Source organism: Brucella sp. TWI559, from assembly GCF_039674265.1.
GTDB classification, from domain to species: Bacteria; Pseudomonadota; Alphaproteobacteria; order Rhizobiales; family Rhizobiaceae; genus Brucella; species Brucella chromiisoli.
Window position 1 is genome coordinate 48,472 of record NZ_JBDJNE010000014.1, and the last position, 17,358, is coordinate 65,829.

Consider the following 17,358-nt stretch of genomic DNA (forward strand, 5'->3'; position numbering starts at 1 on the left):
CGACACGCTCTAAGCAAATTTGATTGGAGCAGATGATGACCGCAAGTCAGGATTTTGTCGTCAAGGATCTCAGCCTCGCCGATTGGGGCCGCAAGGAACTTGATATTGCTGAAACCGAAATGCCGGGCCTGATGGCTGCGCGTGAAGAATTCGGTCCGACACAGCCGCTCAAGGGCGCGCGTATTTCCGGCTCGCTGCACATGACGATCCAGACCGCCGTGCTGATCGAAACGCTGAAGGCGTTGGGCGCGGATGTCCGCTGGGCTTCGTGCAACATTTTCTCGACACAGGACCATGCAGCCGCAGCAATTGCGGCCACCGGCACGCCGGTTTTCGCCATCAAGGGCGAAACGCTTGAAGAATACTGGACCTATACCGACAAGATCTTCCAATGGCCGGATGGCGAACCATCCAACATGATCCTCGATGATGGTGGCGATGCCACCATGTATATCCTGATCGGTGCGCGCGCTGAGGCTGGTGAAGACGTTCTTTCCAAGCCGGAAAGCGAAGAAGAAGAAGTTCTCTTCGCGCAGATCAAGAAGCGTATGGCTGAAACACCGGGCTTCTTCACGCGCCAGCGTGATGCGATCAAGGGTGTGACCGAAGAAACCACCACCGGCGTCAACCGTCTTTACCAGTTGCAGAAAAAGGGCCTCCTGCCCTTCCCGGCAATCAACGTCAATGACAGCGTGACCAAGTCGAAATTCGATAACAAATATGGCTGTAAGGAATCGCTGGTTGACGGCATTCGTCGCGGCACAGACGTCATGATGGCTGGCAAGGTTGCTGTTGTCTGCGGTTATGGCGATGTTGGCAAAGGCTCGGCAGCATCGCTCGCCGGTGCCGGTGCACGCGTGAAGGTCACGGAAGTTGATCCGATCTGCGCACTACAGGCTGCTATGGACGGCTTTGAAGTCGTAACGCTTGATGATGCGGCTTCGACTGCCGATATCGTGATTTCGACGACCGGCAACAAGGATGTCATCACGCTTGATCATATGCGCAAGCTCAAAGATATGGCGATTGTTGGCAATATCGGTCACTTTGACAATGAGATTCAGGTTGCAGGCCTGCGCAATCTCAAATGGACCAATGTGAAGCCACAGGTTGATCTGGTTGAATTCCCGGACGGCAAGCGCATCATTCTTCTGTCGGAAGGTCGTCTGCTGAACCTTGGCAATGCAACCGGTCATCCGAGCTTTGTTATGTCAGCCTCTTTCACCAATCAGGTGCTGGGTCAGATCGAACTCTTCACGCGCACCGATGCGTATAAGAACGAAGTCTATGTTCTGCCGAAACATCTTGATGAGAAGGTCGCGCGTCTGCATCTCGACAAGCTTGGTGCCAAGCTGACGGTTCTTTCCGAGGAACAGGCTGCTTATATTGGCGTCACTCCACAGGGCCCATTCAAGTCAGAACACTACAGGTATTAAGTATCTGTTAACCATACTGCTACATCTTGTAGGCCGGGCATCATAAAGTTGCCCGGCCTTTATTTTTACACCGAACACGCTTCACGTGGATTCACGGGGAGGGTATTGTGAAGACGAATCAATGTGTTTTGACGGGTGTTTGCGTTGGGCGTGTTTTGTCTGCAAAGACGAAAGACGGTCGACTTATTTATCCTCAAAACGGCTCTGGCTTTCAGCATTGTGGCGATGTGAGAGAGCCGGAATAAAGAATTTTGAAATACGGGGGCCCTCTTTTTGAGGGTGCTTCCGGGCGGCGGAGACAAGGGAAACATGCCAGAAGTCGGCTCAACGGGGAGCTTGCGGAGCAAATCCGCATTCAGCGCAGGCAGAGATCTGAAAGGCTCGCCTTCGCTTGGATTTCGCCCTCTCAAACGGGTCATCCTCAAGGCAACGGTTTCCTTTGCCGCACTGGTTGCGGCAGCGCCGGCTTTTGCGCAGGATGCGGAGCATTCCGCCCGTATCGCGCTGCCCTTTGGCGGCAGCGTCGGCGCTTTCGAAGTCATCCAGTTTTCCATCTTTCTGGGCGCAATGGGTGCAGCCCTTTTGTCGGCTGGCTGGCTCATTCGCGATCGGGCAAAAATTGCCCAAGAAAACAATGATTTGCGCTCGCGTCTCTCTGATATGGGGTTGATTGCGCAGCGCAATGACGCCCTGCTCAACCTCAAAGATCAGCGTATTGTTGTCTGGGACGCCCAGGGCACGCGGGCCGATGTTGTCGGCCAACTGCCCTTTGATTGCGGCGCACCGCAGGATCGTTCAACCTTTCTGGCTTTTGGACGCTGGTTGCGCCCGCAGGCCGTCACCGAGCTTGAACGTGCGGTTTCAGCCTTGCGCGAGCAGGCCCATGCCTTCGATCTGACGGTCGAAACTGTTAATGGCACGCTGCTTGATGTTTATGGACGCACGTCGGGCAGCTTTGCTGTGGTGCGTTTTCTGAGCCTTGAGGGAGTACAGGCCGAACGTGCCGCCCTTCAGTCGCAAAATCGCGAATTCTCCGAGAAGCTTGCACTTCTGCGTCATCTGCTTGATCGCATTGAACAGCCGGTCTGGGTGCGTGGCTCGGACGGGCATATCGAATGGGTCAATGGAGCCTATGCGCGCGCGGTCGATGCAGCAGATGGCACGCAGGCAAGTTCGGAAGGGCGCGAATTGTTTGGCGTTCAGGCGCGCCAGCGTCTGGAGCGTGATCGTTTTGCCGAGCCGGATCTTTATGAAAAACTGCCTGCCGTGGTGCGGGGCGACCGCCGCATCTACGATGTGACGGATGTGAGCACGGATGCAGGCTCCGCCGGTCTTGGCTTTGATCTGAGCGAAATCGAGCAGGTTCGCGAAGAATTGAGCCGCACGCTGAAAAGCCACGCTGAGACGCTCGATCAGCTTTCAACGGCAGTTGCCATTTTTGATCCTGATATGAAGCTGCAATTCTTCAATCAGGCTTTCGTTTCGCTGTGGTCGCTTGATACGGCCTGGCTCGAAACCCACCCAAGCAACACGCTGTTTCTTGATCGGCTCCGTTCCGAAGGCAAGCTTCCCGAGCAGCCGGAATGGCGCAAATGGAAGGATTCTCTGCTCGCAGCCTATCGTGCTGTCGAGCCGGAAGAACATATGTGGCATTTGCCAGACACCCGTATCCTGCGTGTGGTTGCCAATCCGCATCCGCAAGGCGGTGTGACGTGGTTCTTCGAGAACATGACTGAGAAGTTCGAGCTTGAAGGTCGTTACAACACGCTCATTAAAGTGCAGGGCGAAACGCTCGATCATCTGGCGGAAGCGGTTGCGGTGTTCGGTTCCGATGGCCGTCTGCGCCTTTCCAATCCGTCTTTTGCCGACCTCTGGGCGCTGCCAGCGGCCATTGCCGTTGAAGGCACACATATCTCGACCATTTCCAAGCTTTGCGGCCAGCGCGGCGGCGACGGCATCTGGGACGATTTTGTTTCTTCTGTCACCGGCTTTCTGGACGAGCGCAACGGACGCATGGGGCAGGTGGAGCTGGATGATGGCATTATCCTGTCCTATGCTGTGGTGCCGCTGCCGAAAGGCCAGACCATGCTGACCTTTATCGATGTCAGCGATACCGTGCGCGTTGAGCGCGCGCTTAAGGAAAAGAACGAAGCGCTCTCACTTGCCCATCAGATCAAGAATGATTTCGTGCAGCATGTATCCTATGAGCTTCGCTCACCGCTGACCAATATTATCGGCTTTACCGAACTGCTGCAAACGCCTGCCTTCGGCTCGCTCAATGAGCGCCAGCTTGAATATCTGGATCACATCAGCACATCATCCGCAGTGCTTCTGACCATCGTCAACGACATTCTTGATCTTGCAACGGTGGATGCCGGTATCATGCAGCTCGATATTGATGATGTCGCCGTTATGACCGAGATTTCAGCTGCCGCGAAGCGGGTCAGCGAGCGCCTGCAGGAGCATGACATCGGGCTGAGCATCGATATTGCCGATGATGTCGAAACGTTCCGTGCTGATGCCAACCGCGTGCGTCAGGTGCTGTTTAATCTCCTGTCCAACGCCTCCAATTATGCACCGGAAGGTTCGACCGTTTCACTTGAGGTCAGACGTGATGGCACGGAGATCCTGTTTGCCGTGCATGATGATGGCCCCGGCATGCCAAATGATGTGCTGGATACGGTTTTCAAGCGTTTCCAGGCGTATCAGAATGGTGGTCGCAGACGCGGCGTAGGGCTTGGCCTTTCGATTGTGAAAAGTTTTGTCGAACTGCATGGCGGTCGCGTGGAAATCGAAACCGGCGCAGATATTGGCACGACTGTGATTTGCCGCTTCCCATCAGAAGCACGCAGCTTCCGTGTTGCTGCCGAATAGGGTAAATGGGGCTTTATGAGCACCCCCGTCTTTAACTTTGAATGTTTCCTGCCCGATGAGGCCGCCACCAGGCGCTTTGGCGAAGATTTCGCTTTGGCGCTGGTCAAGGGCGATCTTGTGACTTTATCGGGCGATCTGGGCGCGGGTAAATCTTCGCTCGCACGCGCGATCATTCGCGCGATTGCTGATGATGAGGGGCTTGAAGTTCCAAGCCCGACATTTACCCTTGTTCAAAGCTATGAGGGGCTGCGCTTGCCTGTCGCCCACGCCGATCTTTACCGGATTTCGCATGGCGAAGAGCTGGATGAGCTGGGGCTTGTCGAATTTCTCGACGATGGTGTTGTGCTGTCGGAATGGCCGGAGCAGGCAGAAGGCTTTTTGCCGGAGCCAAGCTTTGCCGTGACACTCACCCATGAAGGGGCAGGGCGGCGCCTTGCAATCAGCGGACCGGAAGCTGCGATTGCGCGTCTAGAGCGCACGCTGAAAATCCGCGACTTTCTTGAAAAGAATGACCGGGTGGGGGCCATACGCCGCTATTTGCAGGGCGATGCTTCACCACGCAAATATGAGATCATCACAAGCAAGCACGGTGTGGAAATTCTGATGAACGCGCCCGCGATGCCCTATGATCCGCCATTGCGTGATGGAAAATCCTATCGACAGCTTGCGCATATTGCAGAGAATATTCAGGCCTTTGTTGCGATTGACGGTCTTCTTGCCAGTCATGGCCTGCGCGTGCCGCAAATGCGCGCCGTTGATATTGATGCGGGACTGCTGATCCTCGAAAATCTTGGGCTTGAAGGCATTCGCGCTTCATCGGGTGAGCCCGTGGCTGAACGCTATGAAGCGGCGGGACGGTTTCTCGCACATCTTCATGGGGTCAAGTGGCCTGATCATGCGCCGGTTGCAGGCTATCCAGATCACATCATTGCACCTTTTGATCGCGACGCGATGCTCATGGAAGTGAGCCTTGTCGGGCAGTGGTATGCACCACGCATGGTGGGCCGCAAGCTGACTGATGCAGAAGCGCAGGCTTATGAAGCGGCATGGAACACAGTTCTCGACGCTATTGCCGATTGCGAGAAAAGTCTGCTGCTGCGCGATTATCATTCGCCAAACCTGTTCTGGTTTGAGACTGCGCAAGGCGCAAACAAAATCGGCACAATCGATTTTCAGGACGCGATGATCGGCCCTGCCGCCTATGACGTGGCTTCACTGGCGCTTGATGCCCGTGTGACGGTTACACCGGAGCTCGAAAAGGCAGTGGTGGAAGCCTATTTGGATGAACGCCGCAAGCTTGGCCATGTGCTCGACGAAACGGCTTTCCGCAAGGCCTATGCCGTTATGGGCGCACAGCGCAATTCGAAGCTTCTGGGTCTCTTCGTGCGGCTCGATGAGCGCGATGGTAAACCACATTATCTCGCGCATCTGCCGCGCATTCACGATTATCTTGGCCGCGTGTTACAGCATCCGGTCATGGCGCCGGTCGCCAAATGGTTTGATGATCTCGCATTGCTGGAGAAACAATGACACGTCCTGACACAGCAATTATGCTTGCAGCCGGTCTTGGCAAGCGCATGCGCCCGATCACCGAAACCATGCCCAAGCCCTTGGTTAAGGTTTCGGGCAAGCCGCTGATCGACTGGGGTCTAGATGCGCTGGCAATAGCAGGCGTTGAGAATACAATCGTCAATGTTCATTATTTAGCCGAGCAACTGATTGCCTATCTTGGCAACCGCACAAAGCCGAAAATCGCGATCTCCGACGAGCGCGATTTGCTGCTTGATTCTGCTGGCGGCATCATCAATGTGCTGCCACAGCTTGGGGGTAAGCCGTTCTACGTGCTCAATGCCGATACGTTCTGGGTGGGTGATGAAGCACAGCCGAATATTTCGGCGCTGGCGCATGTCTGGGACGATGCGCGCATGGACATTCTTCTCATGACCGCGCGGCTTGATCAGGCAACCGGCTTTGAAGGCAAGGGCGATTTCGTTGCCGATGATGAGGGCCGCTTGCGCCGTCTGCGGGATGTCGCGGGTGATCCCGTCATCTATGCCGGTGCTGCAATCCTGCATCCGCGTATTTTTGCAAATGCTGAGCCGGGTGTTTCATCGCTCAATCGCTATTTTGATGACGCCATTGCAGCCGGGCGCTTATATGGTATGCCCATGACTGGGCACTGGCTCACGGTGGGAACACCGGAAGCCATCGGCGAGGCGGAGGCAGCACTTTCCGCTTTACGTATTTCTTGACGCGCATCTTTGTCCGAAAACAGTCTCACATTTTTCGGGATGCGCTCTGAATGGAGAACTGATTTGAGAGCACCAAAACTGTTTTCCATTCCATCCGGCACCGCATTTCTGCCAGCCTTTGCCAAAGCGCTTCTGGAAGGCCGTCTGGTGGAAGGTTTTCCGGGTGATGCCGCTGATCCGCTGGCGCTTGCCAACGCGACCATCTATGTGCCGACGCGGCGTGCAGCGCGTGCGCTCCGTTCCATTCTGGTCGATATGAATCCGGCTAAATCAGCGATCCTGCCCACCATCCGCCCGTTGGGTGACGTGGACGAGGATGCGGCTTTTTTCAACGCAGCCACAAGCGGCGCCTTCGATCTCAATCCACCAATCGGCAAGGCCGAGCGGCTGTTGCTGCTGGCACGGCTCATTCGTCCATGGCGTGAATCGCTGCCTGAACATGTGCGGGCGCTTTTTGGTGTTGAGGATGTGTCGGTTCCAGCCACCACTTCCGACGCGATCTGGCTGGCGCGTGATCTCGCAGGTCTGATGGATCAGGTCGAAACCGACAACGCCACATGGAGTGAGCTTGCAAGCATTGCACCCGATGATCTGGCCGACTGGTGGCAGGTCACGCTTGGCTTTCTCGATATTGTCACGAAACTCTGGCCGGAAATTCTGGACGAGCGCAAGCTGTCCAATCCGGCAGCGCACCGCAACGCGCTGATCTGGGGCGAGGTGCGGCGTTTGCAGGATCATCCGCCTCAAGGTCCTGTGATCGCGGCCGGTTCCACGGGTTCCATTCCTGCGACCGCCGAGCTTGTTTCAGTCATCGCCCGACTGCCGCAAGGGGCTGTGGTTCTGCCGGGGCTGGACCGTGATCTTGATGAAGGCGCGTGGAAGTTGCTGGGGGCATCGGATGATAATCCCTCCACCTTTGGCCACCCGCAATATGGTCTGCACAAGCTGTTGCAAGCCATCGGAATTTCACGCGACGATGTCGAGCATATCGAAGATATGCCGAAAGAGAAGCGCGTGCTGGAGCGTGTGGTCAGCGAAGCATTGCGCCCGGCGGAGACCACCGATGCATGGAGCCTGCTTAACCGCGATGCGGATATGCGCCCGCAAGCATTGCTGCAATCAGCACAGAAGATCGATCTGATTGAAACCGCCAATGAGCGTGAGGAAGCGCTGGCCGTGGCTCTGGCGTTGCGTGATGCGATCAGCGATGAAAACAAGACGGCGGCGCTCGTCACCGCGGATCGAAATCTTGCGCGCCGCGTGGTGGGCGAACTCGCGCGCTTTGGCATTGATGCCGATGATTCCGGCGGTCGGCATTTGCGGGATATTGAAACCGCAACGCTGATGCGTCTCATGGTCGAAACCGTGTTCAATCCCGGTGATCCGGTGGCACTCTTGGCACTGGTCAAGCACCCGATGTTACGGCTTGGTGGCAAGCGTATCGAGCGGCGACTGGCTGCGGAAACGCTCGAACTGGTGGCATTTCGCGGCGGCACGGGCAGGGCATCGATCATCGATCTGCCTTCATTTTTCGACCGCCGCATGGAAGAGAGTGCCAGCCAGTCATGGCGACCGGCATGGCACGCAACCGTCACGCCCGACATGATTGAAGCGGCGCGCGCGCTTTGCGTGAGCCTGTCAGAGGCTGTTGCGCCACTGGCACCATTTGCCACCATTAACCGGCGAACAGATATCGGCGAGATCAGCCATGCAACTGTGGAAGCGCTTGAAAATCTGGCGCGTGACGAAAGTGGCAGTGTCACACGCTATTATTCCGGCGAGCATGGCGAGAAGCTGGCTTCGTTTTTGCGTCAGCTCGTATCGAGCGAAGCGGGACTTGATTTTGAGGCCATTGAATGGCCGGCAATTCTTGAAGCCCTGATGTCGGGCGAAACGGTCAAGCCACATCCGGGTGGCCATCCGCGTGTCTTCATCTGGGGTGCGCTGGAAGCGCGTTTGCAGACCATGGATACGCTGGTGATCGGTGGTTTGAACGAAGGCACATGGCCTGCCAAGACGCGCAATGATCCATTCATGTCGCGCCCGATGAAGGCGATGATCGCGCTTGATCCGCCTGAGCGCCGTACCGGCCTTGCCGCACACGATTTTCAGATGGCGCTCGGCATGGATCATGTGGTGCTGTCACGCTCGCAGCGCTCAGACAATGCACCGACCATTCCGTCGCGCTGGTTGCAGCGGCTTGAAACGGTGTTGGGTGCTGACGTGACAAAGGATATGCGCTCGCGTGGTCAGCGCTTCATCCATTGGGCGCGGGAGATTGATCAGGCACCCGATGTGCCGTTCGTCAAACGCCCGGAACCAAAGCCGCCTGTGAGCGCGCGGCCCAAGCATTTTTCGGTGACCGAAATTGAAACCCTGCGCCGTGATCCCTATGCGATCTTCGCCAAGAAAATTCTGAAGCTGCGTCCGTTGGAACCATTGATCCGTGATCCGGCAGCCGCAGAACGTGGAACGCTGTTTCACGATATTCTCGGACATTTTACAGAAGAAGGCATCGATCCGCTGGCAGCTGATGCGAGCGAACAGCTTGAAGACTTTGGCCGGCATTTCTTTGCAGATATGGATCTGCCCATTGAGATCGAAGCGGTCTGGTGGCCACGCTTTACCGCACTTATTCCGCAGTTTCTCGAATGGGAACGCGAACGCGCCTATAATGTTCAGACCCGCTTTGCCGAAATTGCATCGGATAAACGCGAGGTCGAAAGCCTTGGCATCACCTTGTCGGGCCGTGCTGATCGTATTGATCTGATGCGCGATGGCACGGCGGAAGTGATCGACTATAAGACCGGTTCCACGCCATCGCCAAGACAGGCGCATATCCTCTTGTCGCCACAGCTGGCGCTTGAAGCAGCCCTTCTTGCGCGCGGGGCTTTCCGCGAATTGGGGTCGGTTCGTGCGTCCGATCTGACCTATGTGCGCTTGCGCGCTGGCGGAGAGGTGAAGCCGGAATCGATTTTGAAGATCGGTCGGCCGCCATCGGAAAAGACCGCACCCGCTCTTGGCGAAGAGGCATGGCAGCGTTTGGCGCAATTGCTCACAGAATATCAGAATCCGGCTAAGGGTTATCTTTCCCGCGCGTTGCCGTTCAAAGAAACGGAGCTTTCGGGCGATTACGATCATCTGGCGCGGGTGCTGGAGTGGTCGGCCGGTGGCGACGCAGGCGTCGAGGGCGGCGAATGAAAAAGCAACGTGTCATTCCACAGGAAACCATCGACGCGCAGGCCAGTGCCGCCAATCCTTTGGCATCCGTCTGGGTGTCGGCCAATGCAGGGTCCGGCAAGACCCACGTTCTGACCGAGCGCGTTATCCGGCTGTTGCTCGAAGGCACCGACCCGTCGAAAATCCTTTGCCTGACCTATACCAAGGCGGCAGCGGCCGTCATGCAGAACCGCGTCTTTGCGCGATTGTCCGAATGGGCGATGTTGCCGGATGCCGACCTTGCCGACAGGCTTATCAAGCTCGAAGGCAGGCGTCCGGGAGCGACACGGCTTGCCGTTGCACGCAGGCTTTTTGCGCGCGCACTTGAAACGCCGGGTGGGTTGAAAATCCAGACCATCCACGCATTCTGCGAAGCGATCCTGCATCAGTTTCCGCTTGAGGCGAATATTGCTGGTCACTTCGAAATGATGGACGATCTCATGCAGGTGGCGCTTGTCGGCGAAGCCCGCCGCACCCTGCTTGAGACTGCACATGGCGGCAGCGATGCCGAGCTTGCGAGCGCCTTTGCCGATGTGATGCAGGCGGCGGGCGAGATGGGCTTGCAGGCGCTGCTTGATGAGGCCGTGGGGCGACGCAATGGCTTGCAGCAATACATTGCAGCGCTTGGCAATGTGGACGAGCGCAGCGAGGCCTTGCACCGGCATTTCGGTTTCAGGCCCGACACGCGCGAGTCCGATCTGCTGGATGATATATGGCCGGTACCGGAATTTTCCGACGATACACTTGATCTCATTTTGTCGATCCAGAAGGGTGCGGCGCGTGCGCATGATTTTGCGTTGCAGCTCAAGCAATATGAGAAAGTCTCAAGCAGTTCGGACAAGCAAGCGGTATTGCGCACAGCGTTTCTGAAAGCCACTGGCGAGGCAAAATCCGGTTCCTATGTGGGATCGGCTGCGGTCAAAAAGCTGCTGCCGGATTTCAAGGAAGATTTTAATTCTGCTGCTTCTCGTGTCGAACTTGGTCTCGACAAGATCAAGGAACTGCGGCTTATCCGGCTCAATCTGAGCGCACTCACGCTGATTGATAACCTTCTGCAACGCTATCATGATTTAAAGCGCAGGCGCGGTCTGCTCGACTTTGAAGACCTGATTACCCGCACCGTGGCGCTGCTGGCGCGTAATGGTGCAGGGCAGTGGGTGCAGTATAAGCTAGATCGCGGCATTGATCATATTCTCGTCGATGAAGCACAGGATACCAGCCCCGATCAGTGGCAGGTCATCCGCATGTTGTCGGAAGAGTTTTTCTCAGGCCTCGGTCAGCGCAACGTGCAGCGCACACTGTTTGCGGTGGGCGATGAAAAGCAGTCGATCTATTCGTTTCAGGGGGCGGTGCCAGAGGATTTTGCAGCGCAGGGCAGGGCGGTCAGCCTTCGTGCCGCTGATGCAGAGCTTAAATTCGAACGCGTCAGCCTCAACTTCTCGTTCCGTTCAGCGCCTGATGTGTTGCAGGCCGTGGATGAGGTGTTTGCACGCCCAGAAGCCAATCGCGGCTTGTCAGGTGCCACTGTTCACTCGGCCATTCGCGATCAAGAGCCGGGCGAGGTGGAAATCTGGGATATGCTGACGCCGGAAGAGGTGGAGGAGCCGGACGACTGGCGTGTGCCGGTCGATCATTTGCAGGCACCTGCCATAAAACTTGCCGAGCAGATTGCAGCAACCATTCGCACCTGGCTGGATCGCGGTGAAACCATTCCGGGCCAGAACCGCAAACTTGCGCCGAAAGACATTATGGTGCTGGTGCGCAAGCGCGATCAGTTCATGCCAGCACTTTCGCGTGCGCTCAAAGAGCGCCATGTGCCGGTGGCTGGTGCCGATCGCCTCAAGCTTACAAGCCACATCGCCATTCAGGATCTGATGGCACTGGGGCGTTTTGTGTTGCAGCCGTCAGATGATTTGTCATTGGCTTCTCTTCTCAAAAGCCCGCTGTTTGGCTGGGATGATGACAGGCTGTTTGCGCTCGCCAATCCGCGCAAGAGCGGCGAAACGCTGTTTGAGCGCCTTTATCATGCGTCCCTTGAAGACCCGGCTTTGATCGGCGTGCATAAGACATTGAGCCGCTGGCGCAATATGGCCGACACCATGCCGATCTTCGAATTCTATGCGCGAATCTTAAGTGCAGATGGCGCAAGGCGTAAGCTTCTGGCGCGGCTTGGACCGGAAGCAGGCGATATTATCGATGAATTCCAGAATTATGCGCTTTCGGCCGAACGCGCTGGTCTGCCGGGCATGCAGGCCTTTCTCGAAACGCTCGATGCAGCCTCGCCGCAAATCAAGCGCGAGCTTGATCAGGGGCGCAATGAAGTGCGCATCATGACGGTTCATGCCGCCAAGGGGCTTGAGGGCGCTGTGGTGTTTCTGGTTGATCCGGGCAATGCTGTGTGGAGCGGGACGCGCGCGCCAAAGCTGATCCCGTTTGACCTCACCAATAATGGCCCGCAGGTGAAAGGCTATCTCTGGCAGCCCAATGGCAGTTATCAAACCGGCTTTCTTGCGTCACAGATTGACGGCCTCAAGGCCCGTGCCGAAGAAGAATACCGCCGCCTGCTCTATGTGGGCATGACGCGTGCGGAAGATAAGCTGATTGTCTGCGGTTATCGCGGATCGCGTGAAAGCGGCGAGACATGGCACAGGCTGGTCGAAGATGCGCTGACAACCAAGGCAGAAACCTTTGTGCATCCGGTATCGGGCGTTGCAGCGCGTCGCTATCGCAACACGCCGCGCGGTCTGACAGAAATTGCAGAGCCTGAAGTGGCGCAAGCAGCAGAGCTTCCACCGTTGCCGCTCGCCTATCTGAAGCCGATAAAGCCGGAACCAGGTCTGCCGCGTCCGCTTGCGCCATCGGGCGCATCGGCGCTGATTGAAGCAGATGAGGAGCCACCGCTCGACACGCTGTCGCCGGTTCTGGGGCAGAGCGGCGAGACGTCCGCCTTTGCTCTTCGCCGCGGGACGGCAATCCATATGCTTTTGCAATATCTGCCGGAAGTCGGGGCTGATGAACGCGAGACGCTTGCACAGGGCTATCTGGCACGCATCGCGAGCGATTGGCCGGAAATTGAACGTCAAAAGGCCTGGGCAAGTGTGGCAACCATTCTGGCCGATCCAAAATTCGGGCCGGTCTTCGCGAGCGGATCGCGCGGTGAAGTGGCGGTCATGGGGACCATCAATCTCGGTGGCAAAGACCATGCCGTCTCGGGCCAGATTGATCGTATCAGCGTGGATGAAAACCGCGTGCTGATTGTCGATTATAAAACCAATCGCCCGCCGCCAAGGAGCATTGAGGCGGTGCCTTTCGCCTATCGCGCGCAGCTCGCACTTTATAGGGAACTGCTTGGCCCCCTTTATCCGGGAAGGGTTGTCGAGGCGGCGTTGCTCTTCACCGAAGGGCCATATCTGCTGCCTTTGCCGAAAGAGGCAATGGAAGAGGCGCTTAAGGCGCTGGGCGACTCTCAAGGAAAGGTGAGCAACCAGAACTTGACGAATGCGGACTGACGCGCCACATGATATGATCAAAGGAGCAGTTTCTCGATGAGTCTTATGCTCTCAAACAGATATGAGGATAGCCCTATGGCAACCGTAAAAGTCGATAACAGCAATTTTCAGTCGGACGTTCTTCAGTCGAGCGAGCCTGTCGTCGTTGATTTCTGGGCTGAATGGTGTGGTCCTTGCAAGATGATCGCGCCGGCTCTGGACGAAATCGCCGCTGAAATGGCCGGTCAGGTCAAGATCGCCAAGGTCAATATCGACGAAAACCCGGAACTCGCAGCACAGTTCGGCGTGCGTTCGATCCCGACGCTTTTGATGTTCAAGGATGGCGAACTTGCCGCCAACATGGTTGGCGCTGCTCCAAAGAGCCGCCTTGCCGACTGGATCAAGGCTTCTGCTGCTTAATCAGCAAGTCTTTGAGATATAAAAAACCCGGCCTTGATGCCGGGTTTTTTGTTAAACGGGCGGTGTTCCATTGTCGCGTAGGACTTCGCCCGCAAGATAAAGTGAACCACCGATCAGGATGCGCGGCGGGGCTTCATCATGAGGCCATGTATCACGTAAAATCTTTAGTGCGTTTTCGACTGAATGCACAGGTTCAGCCGAAAGCCCGGCTTTCTGTGCGCTGACAGCAAGTTCGGTGTTTGGAATTGTCTTGTCGTTTGATTTTATTGATACAGTAAAGACATGGCGCGCAAGCCCTGCAAAGGCTTCAAAATAGCCTACCGGATCTTTGTCTTTGATCATCCCTGTAATCAGAAACAAAGGGCGTGTTGAGCGCTCCTCAAGCTCGCCAAGGGCCTCGGCGATTACAAGGCCTGCTCCGGGATTATGGCCGCCATCAAGCCAGATTTCAGACGCTGCTGGCGCCAGATCAACGAGTTTTCCGTGTGTGAGACGCTGCATACGTGCAGGCCAGTCCACAACCATCATGGCTTTTTCAATGGCCTTTTCGGTAATGGTGAAGCCTGCCATCTGCACGGCTTCTATGGCAGCGGCAGCATTGGCAAGCTGGTGACGCCCCGGCAGACGCGGCAGCGGCAGATCGATCAGCCCGCGCTCGTTCTGAAACACCATGCGGCCATGTTCCTCATAGGCAAGGAAATCCTGACCATAGATTGAAAGCGGGCAATCGAGCCTTTCTGCGGTCGAGATCAGCACCTCGCGTGCTGCTGCAAAGGGCTGAAAGCCGATAACGACAGGACAGTCTTGTTTGATAATCCCGGCTTTTTCGGCAGCTATGAGTTCAATACTATCGCCTAAGAATGCCTGATGATCAATCGAAACGGGCATGATCAGAGACACGGCTGGATCGACAATGACATTGGTCGCATCAAGCTTGCCGCCAAGACCCACTTCCATAATGACAGCATCCGCTGGATGTTCAGAAAACAGAACAAAAGCAACAGCAGTCATGATCTTGAAAACAGTGATTGGGCTGTCGCCATTCGCACGCTCTACCCGCTCGACTGCTTCGGCCAAAACGTCATCAGAGACAAACTTTGAGCCATTGGGCGAAGCAAGACGATAGCGCTCGTGCCAATTGACGAGATGCGGCGAGGTATGGACGTGAACATCGAAGCCGCCCGCTTCCAGAAGTGCGCGGCTGAAGGCGGTCGCAGATCCCTTACCGTTCGTTCCTGCAACATGGATCACAGGGGGCAATTTAAGGTGCGGATTGCCGAGTTTCTCCAACAGATCGCGAATACGATCCAGTGTGAAATCGAAACCCATTGGATGCAATTGCATCAGCCGTTCGATGACGGCATCAGCTTTTCCTGTCACGATTACGCTGCCTTGTTATCAGCCTGTTGCTTTTGCGGGGCCGGGGTCGTTCCAGGTTTGTCTGCATTGGCTGGCTGCTTGGTCATGATTTTGAGCAGGCTTGCAATGGTCGATTTCAGTTCAAGACGCGAAACCACCATGTCAACCATGCCGTGCTCCATCAGATATTCAGCACTCTGGAAGCCTTCCGGCAGCTTTTCGCGAATGGTCTGTTCGATCACGCGTGGACCGGCAAAGCCGATCAATGCACCCGGTTCTGCAATGTGGATATCACCCAGCATTGCATAGGAGGCAGTCACGCCACCTGTGGTCGGGTTGGTAAGAACGACGATATAAGGCAGGCCCGCTTCTTTGAGCATTTCCACAGCAACAGTGGTGCGCGGAAGCTGCATAAGCGAGAGAATGCCTTCCTGCATACGCGCGCCGCCCGAAGCAGCAAAAAGAACCAGCGGACGTTTGAGTTCAATGGCCTTTTCAAAGCCCTGAATGATCGCTTCACCGGCACCCATGCCGAGCGAGCCGCCCATGAAGCCGAAATCCTGAACGGTTGCGACAATCGGCAGACCTTCAATCGTGCCAAGACCATTGATGATCGCGTCTTCCATGCCGGTGCGCGAACGATAGTCCTTGAGACGGTCGATATATTTCTTTTCGTCGCGGAATTTCAGCGGGTCGGTCGGAACCTTCGGGCTTTCCAGCGTCGTATATTCGCCATTGTCGAAGAAGAAACGCAGCCGGTCCTTGGCCTTGATGCGCATGTGATGGCCCGAGCCGGGAATCACGAACTGATTGCTCTCAAGGTCCTTATGGAACACCATTTCGCCGGTCGATGGATCCTTGATCCAAAGATTTTCCGGCATCTCGCGACGTCCGAGCATCGAATTGATCTTTGGACGAACGTAGTTGGTGATCCAGTTCATGACGTTTGATTCCGTTTCTTCTTCTTCAAAACTAACTAAATGTCTAAATGGACGATTTATTGGGCAGCTTCAAGGCGTGTTGCTCGAACACTTGCAGCCAATGCACTGACAAGTTTGGTAACCGCTGTTACCGGATCACCCTTAACCTTGCCATTTTCATCGAGTTCGTCCGCGACTGCTTTGACGATCGCAGTGCCAACAACAACGCCGTCCGCAGCTTCGGCAATGGCGGCAGCTTGCTCCGGCGTCTTCACGCCAAAGCCAACGCAGATCGGCAGATCGGTGCTCTTCTTGATGTGGCGCACAGCATCGGCAACCCGTGTTGTGTCGGCAATGGCCGAGCCGGTAATACCGTTCATTGAGACGTAATAGACAAAGCCCGACGAATTATGCAGCACTTTTGGCAGGCGCTTGTCGTCGGTGGTGGGCGTGGTCAGCCGGATGAAATTAAGACCTGCATTCGTGGCCGGAATGCACAGTTCCTTGTCCATTTCGGATGGCAGATCGACAACGATAAAACCGTCAACGCCGGACGTCTTGGCATCAGCAAGGAAGCGCTCAACGCCATAAATATAGATCGGGTTGTAATAGCCCATCAAAACGATTGGCGTTGTGTTGTCTTCTTTGCGGAAATCCGCTGCCAGTTGCAGCGTTTTCTTCAGTGTCTGGCCCGCTTCAAGCGAACGAAGACCGGCTGCCTGAATGGCCGGACCATCGGCCATCGGATCAGAAAAAGGCATCCCAAGCTCGATCACATCGGAACCGGCTTTGGGAAGCGCCTTCATGACGGCAAGCGATGTCGCATAATCCGGGTCGCCGCCCATGAAATAAGTGACCAGTGCCGGACGTCCTTCGGACTTGAGCGCTGCAAATTTGGTGTCAATGCGTGTGGTCATACCGTGCCCCGTGGCAAAATGCGCGTAAGATAATCGGCGGTGGATTGGCCGGACATAGCCGTCTCCATCCAGGCACGCCGTTCAAAGTCGATGATTCCCAGTTCCCAGACACAGGCCATCAGCAAAGGCTGCGCTGGTTCAAATTCGATCTCGTCGCCGAGGTCCGATTGCCAGAGAATCTGCGTTGCGATGCCGCCTTCCAGCCACCAGTGCAGCAACAGCCACAGGCTTTCTTCGCCCTGATGCAGAATGGCAAAGCCAGCACCCAGATGCGGCGTATGCTCAAGCCTGTCTGCTGCGGCTGCAATCTGCCTGCGGGCGATGCCAACAGCTGCCTCTGCAAGCGGATTGGACGGATCGGCTTCAATGATGTTGAGCTTGATCGTCGCCGAACCACACGCCGTCAACCCGTCGAACCATGCGGCGCGCGGTCTGTAGATGTTGGTGTCGGCGACAGTATCGCTCATGCGATC

General features: G+C 56.1%; 11 protein-coding genes. 7 read left to right on the forward strand and 4 right to left on the reverse strand.

Going from position 1 to position 17,358, the window contains the following annotated elements; all coding sequences use genetic code 11:
- Positions 1 to 35 precede the first annotated feature (35 nt).
- The 7 genes from ahcY (at position 36) to trxA (ending at position 13,689) form a co-directional block, all read left to right on the forward strand.
- Positions 36 to 1,436, forward strand: coding sequence for an adenosylhomocysteinase (gene ahcY, locus ABE530_RS15520; protein ID WP_265982469.1), 1,401 nt, complete (start codon positions 36 to 38; stop codon positions 1,434 to 1,436).
- A gap of 309 nt (positions 1,437 to 1,745) precedes the next feature.
- The gene (locus ABE530_RS15525; protein WP_265982470.1) at positions 1,746 to 4,310 is read left to right on the forward strand and encodes a sensor histidine kinase; all 2,565 of its coding nucleotides are present in this window, start codon (positions 1,746 to 1,748) and stop codon (positions 4,308 to 4,310) included.
- A gap of 15 nt (positions 4,311 to 4,325) precedes the next feature.
- Entirely contained in the window at positions 4,326 to 5,840 is a 1,515-nt protein-coding gene (gene tsaE, locus ABE530_RS15530; RefSeq protein WP_499695106.1) for a tRNA (adenosine(37)-N6)-threonylcarbamoyltransferase complex ATPase subunit type 1 TsaE, read from the forward strand.
- Positions 5,837 to 6,562: a nucleotidyltransferase family protein gene (locus tag ABE530_RS15535; protein ID WP_499695107.1), complete on the forward strand. Its 726-nt coding sequence runs from the start codon at positions 5,837 to 5,839 to the stop codon at positions 6,560 to 6,562. Before tsaE ends, ABE530_RS15535 begins: the two co-directional genes overlap by 4 nt.
- 39 nt (positions 6,563 to 6,601) lie before the next feature.
- A complete protein-coding gene (gene addB / locus ABE530_RS15540; RefSeq protein WP_499695126.1) occupies positions 6,602 to 9,763 on the forward strand; it encodes a double-strand break repair protein AddB in 3,162 nt (1,053 codons plus the stop codon).
- A complete protein-coding gene (gene addA, locus ABE530_RS15545) occupies positions 9,760 to 13,290 on the forward strand; it encodes a double-strand break repair helicase AddA (RefSeq protein WP_499695108.1) in 3,531 nt (1,176 codons plus the stop codon). The genes addB and addA overlap by 4 nt, the downstream gene beginning before the upstream one ends.
- Positions 13,291 to 13,365: 75 nt before the next feature.
- Positions 13,366 to 13,689, forward strand: a complete 324-nt coding sequence (trxA, locus tag ABE530_RS15550) for a thioredoxin (protein ID WP_007872546.1) — start codon at positions 13,366 to 13,368, stop codon at positions 13,687 to 13,689.
- Between the two features lie 51 nt (positions 13,690 to 13,740).
- Here trxA and ABE530_RS15555 read toward each other — a convergent pair whose 3' ends face one another.
- From ABE530_RS15555 to ABE530_RS15570, 4 genes are read right to left on the reverse strand one after another with little or no spacing between them, the layout of a single operon-like run.
- Positions 13,741 to 15,033 (reverse strand): bifunctional folylpolyglutamate synthase/dihydrofolate synthase, encoded by a 1,293-nt coding sequence (locus tag ABE530_RS15555; protein WP_499695127.1) that lies wholly within the window; start codon positions 15,031 to 15,033, stop codon positions 13,741 to 13,743.
- 38 nt (positions 15,034 to 15,071) lie between these two features.
- Positions 15,072 to 15,989: an acetyl-CoA carboxylase, carboxyltransferase subunit beta gene (gene accD / locus ABE530_RS15560; protein WP_265982480.1), complete on the reverse strand. Its 918-nt coding sequence runs from the start codon at positions 15,987 to 15,989 to the stop codon at positions 15,072 to 15,074.
- Positions 15,990 to 16,045: 56 nt separating this feature from the next.
- On the reverse strand, positions 16,046 to 16,885 hold the full coding sequence (trpA, locus tag ABE530_RS15565; RefSeq protein WP_265982481.1) for a tryptophan synthase subunit alpha: 840 nt from the start codon (positions 16,883 to 16,885) through the stop codon (positions 16,046 to 16,048).
- On the reverse strand, positions 16,882 to 17,352 hold the full coding sequence (locus tag ABE530_RS15570) for a hypothetical protein (RefSeq protein WP_265982482.1): 471 nt from the start codon (positions 17,350 to 17,352) through the stop codon (positions 16,882 to 16,884). Before ABE530_RS15570 ends, trpA begins: the two co-directional genes overlap by 4 nt.
- Between the last annotated feature and the right edge of the window lie 6 nt (positions 17,353 to 17,358).

Excerpts from the sequence above, each read along its gene's own strand:
- ahcY (WP_265982469.1), top strand. The coding sequence starts at position 36 with ATGACCGCAAGTCAGGATTTTGTCGTCAAGGATCTCAGCCTCGCCGAT.
- ABE530_RS15525 (WP_265982470.1), top strand. The coding sequence starts at position 1,746 with ATGCCAGAAGTCGGCTCAACGGGGAGCTTGCGGAGCAAATCCGCATTC.
- tsaE (WP_499695106.1), top strand. The coding sequence starts at position 4,326 with ATGAGCACCCCCGTCTTTAACTTTGAATGTTTCCTGCCCGATGAGGCC.
- ABE530_RS15535 (WP_499695107.1), top strand. The coding sequence starts at position 5,837 with ATGACACGTCCTGACACAGCAATTATGCTTGCAGCCGGTCTTGGCAAG.
- addB (WP_499695126.1), top strand. The coding sequence starts at position 6,602 with ATGCGCTCTGAATGGAGAACTGATTTGAGAGCACCAAAACTGTTTTCC.
- addA (WP_499695108.1), top strand. The coding sequence starts at position 9,760 with ATGAAAAAGCAACGTGTCATTCCACAGGAAACCATCGACGCGCAGGCC.
- trxA (WP_007872546.1), top strand. The coding sequence starts at position 13,366 with ATGGCAACCGTAAAAGTCGATAACAGCAATTTTCAGTCGGACGTTCTT.
- ABE530_RS15555 (WP_499695127.1), bottom strand. The coding sequence starts at position 15,033 with ATGCAATTGCATCCAATGGGTTTCGATTTCACACTGGATCGTATTCGC.
- accD (WP_265982480.1), bottom strand. The coding sequence starts at position 15,989 with ATGAACTGGATCACCAACTACGTTCGTCCAAAGATCAATTCGATGCTC.
- trpA (WP_265982481.1), bottom strand. The coding sequence starts at position 16,885 with ATGACCACACGCATTGACACCAAATTTGCAGCGCTCAAGTCCGAAGGA.
- ABE530_RS15570 (WP_265982482.1), bottom strand. The coding sequence starts at position 17,352 with ATGAGCGATACTGTCGCCGACACCAACATCTACAGACCGCGCGCCGCA.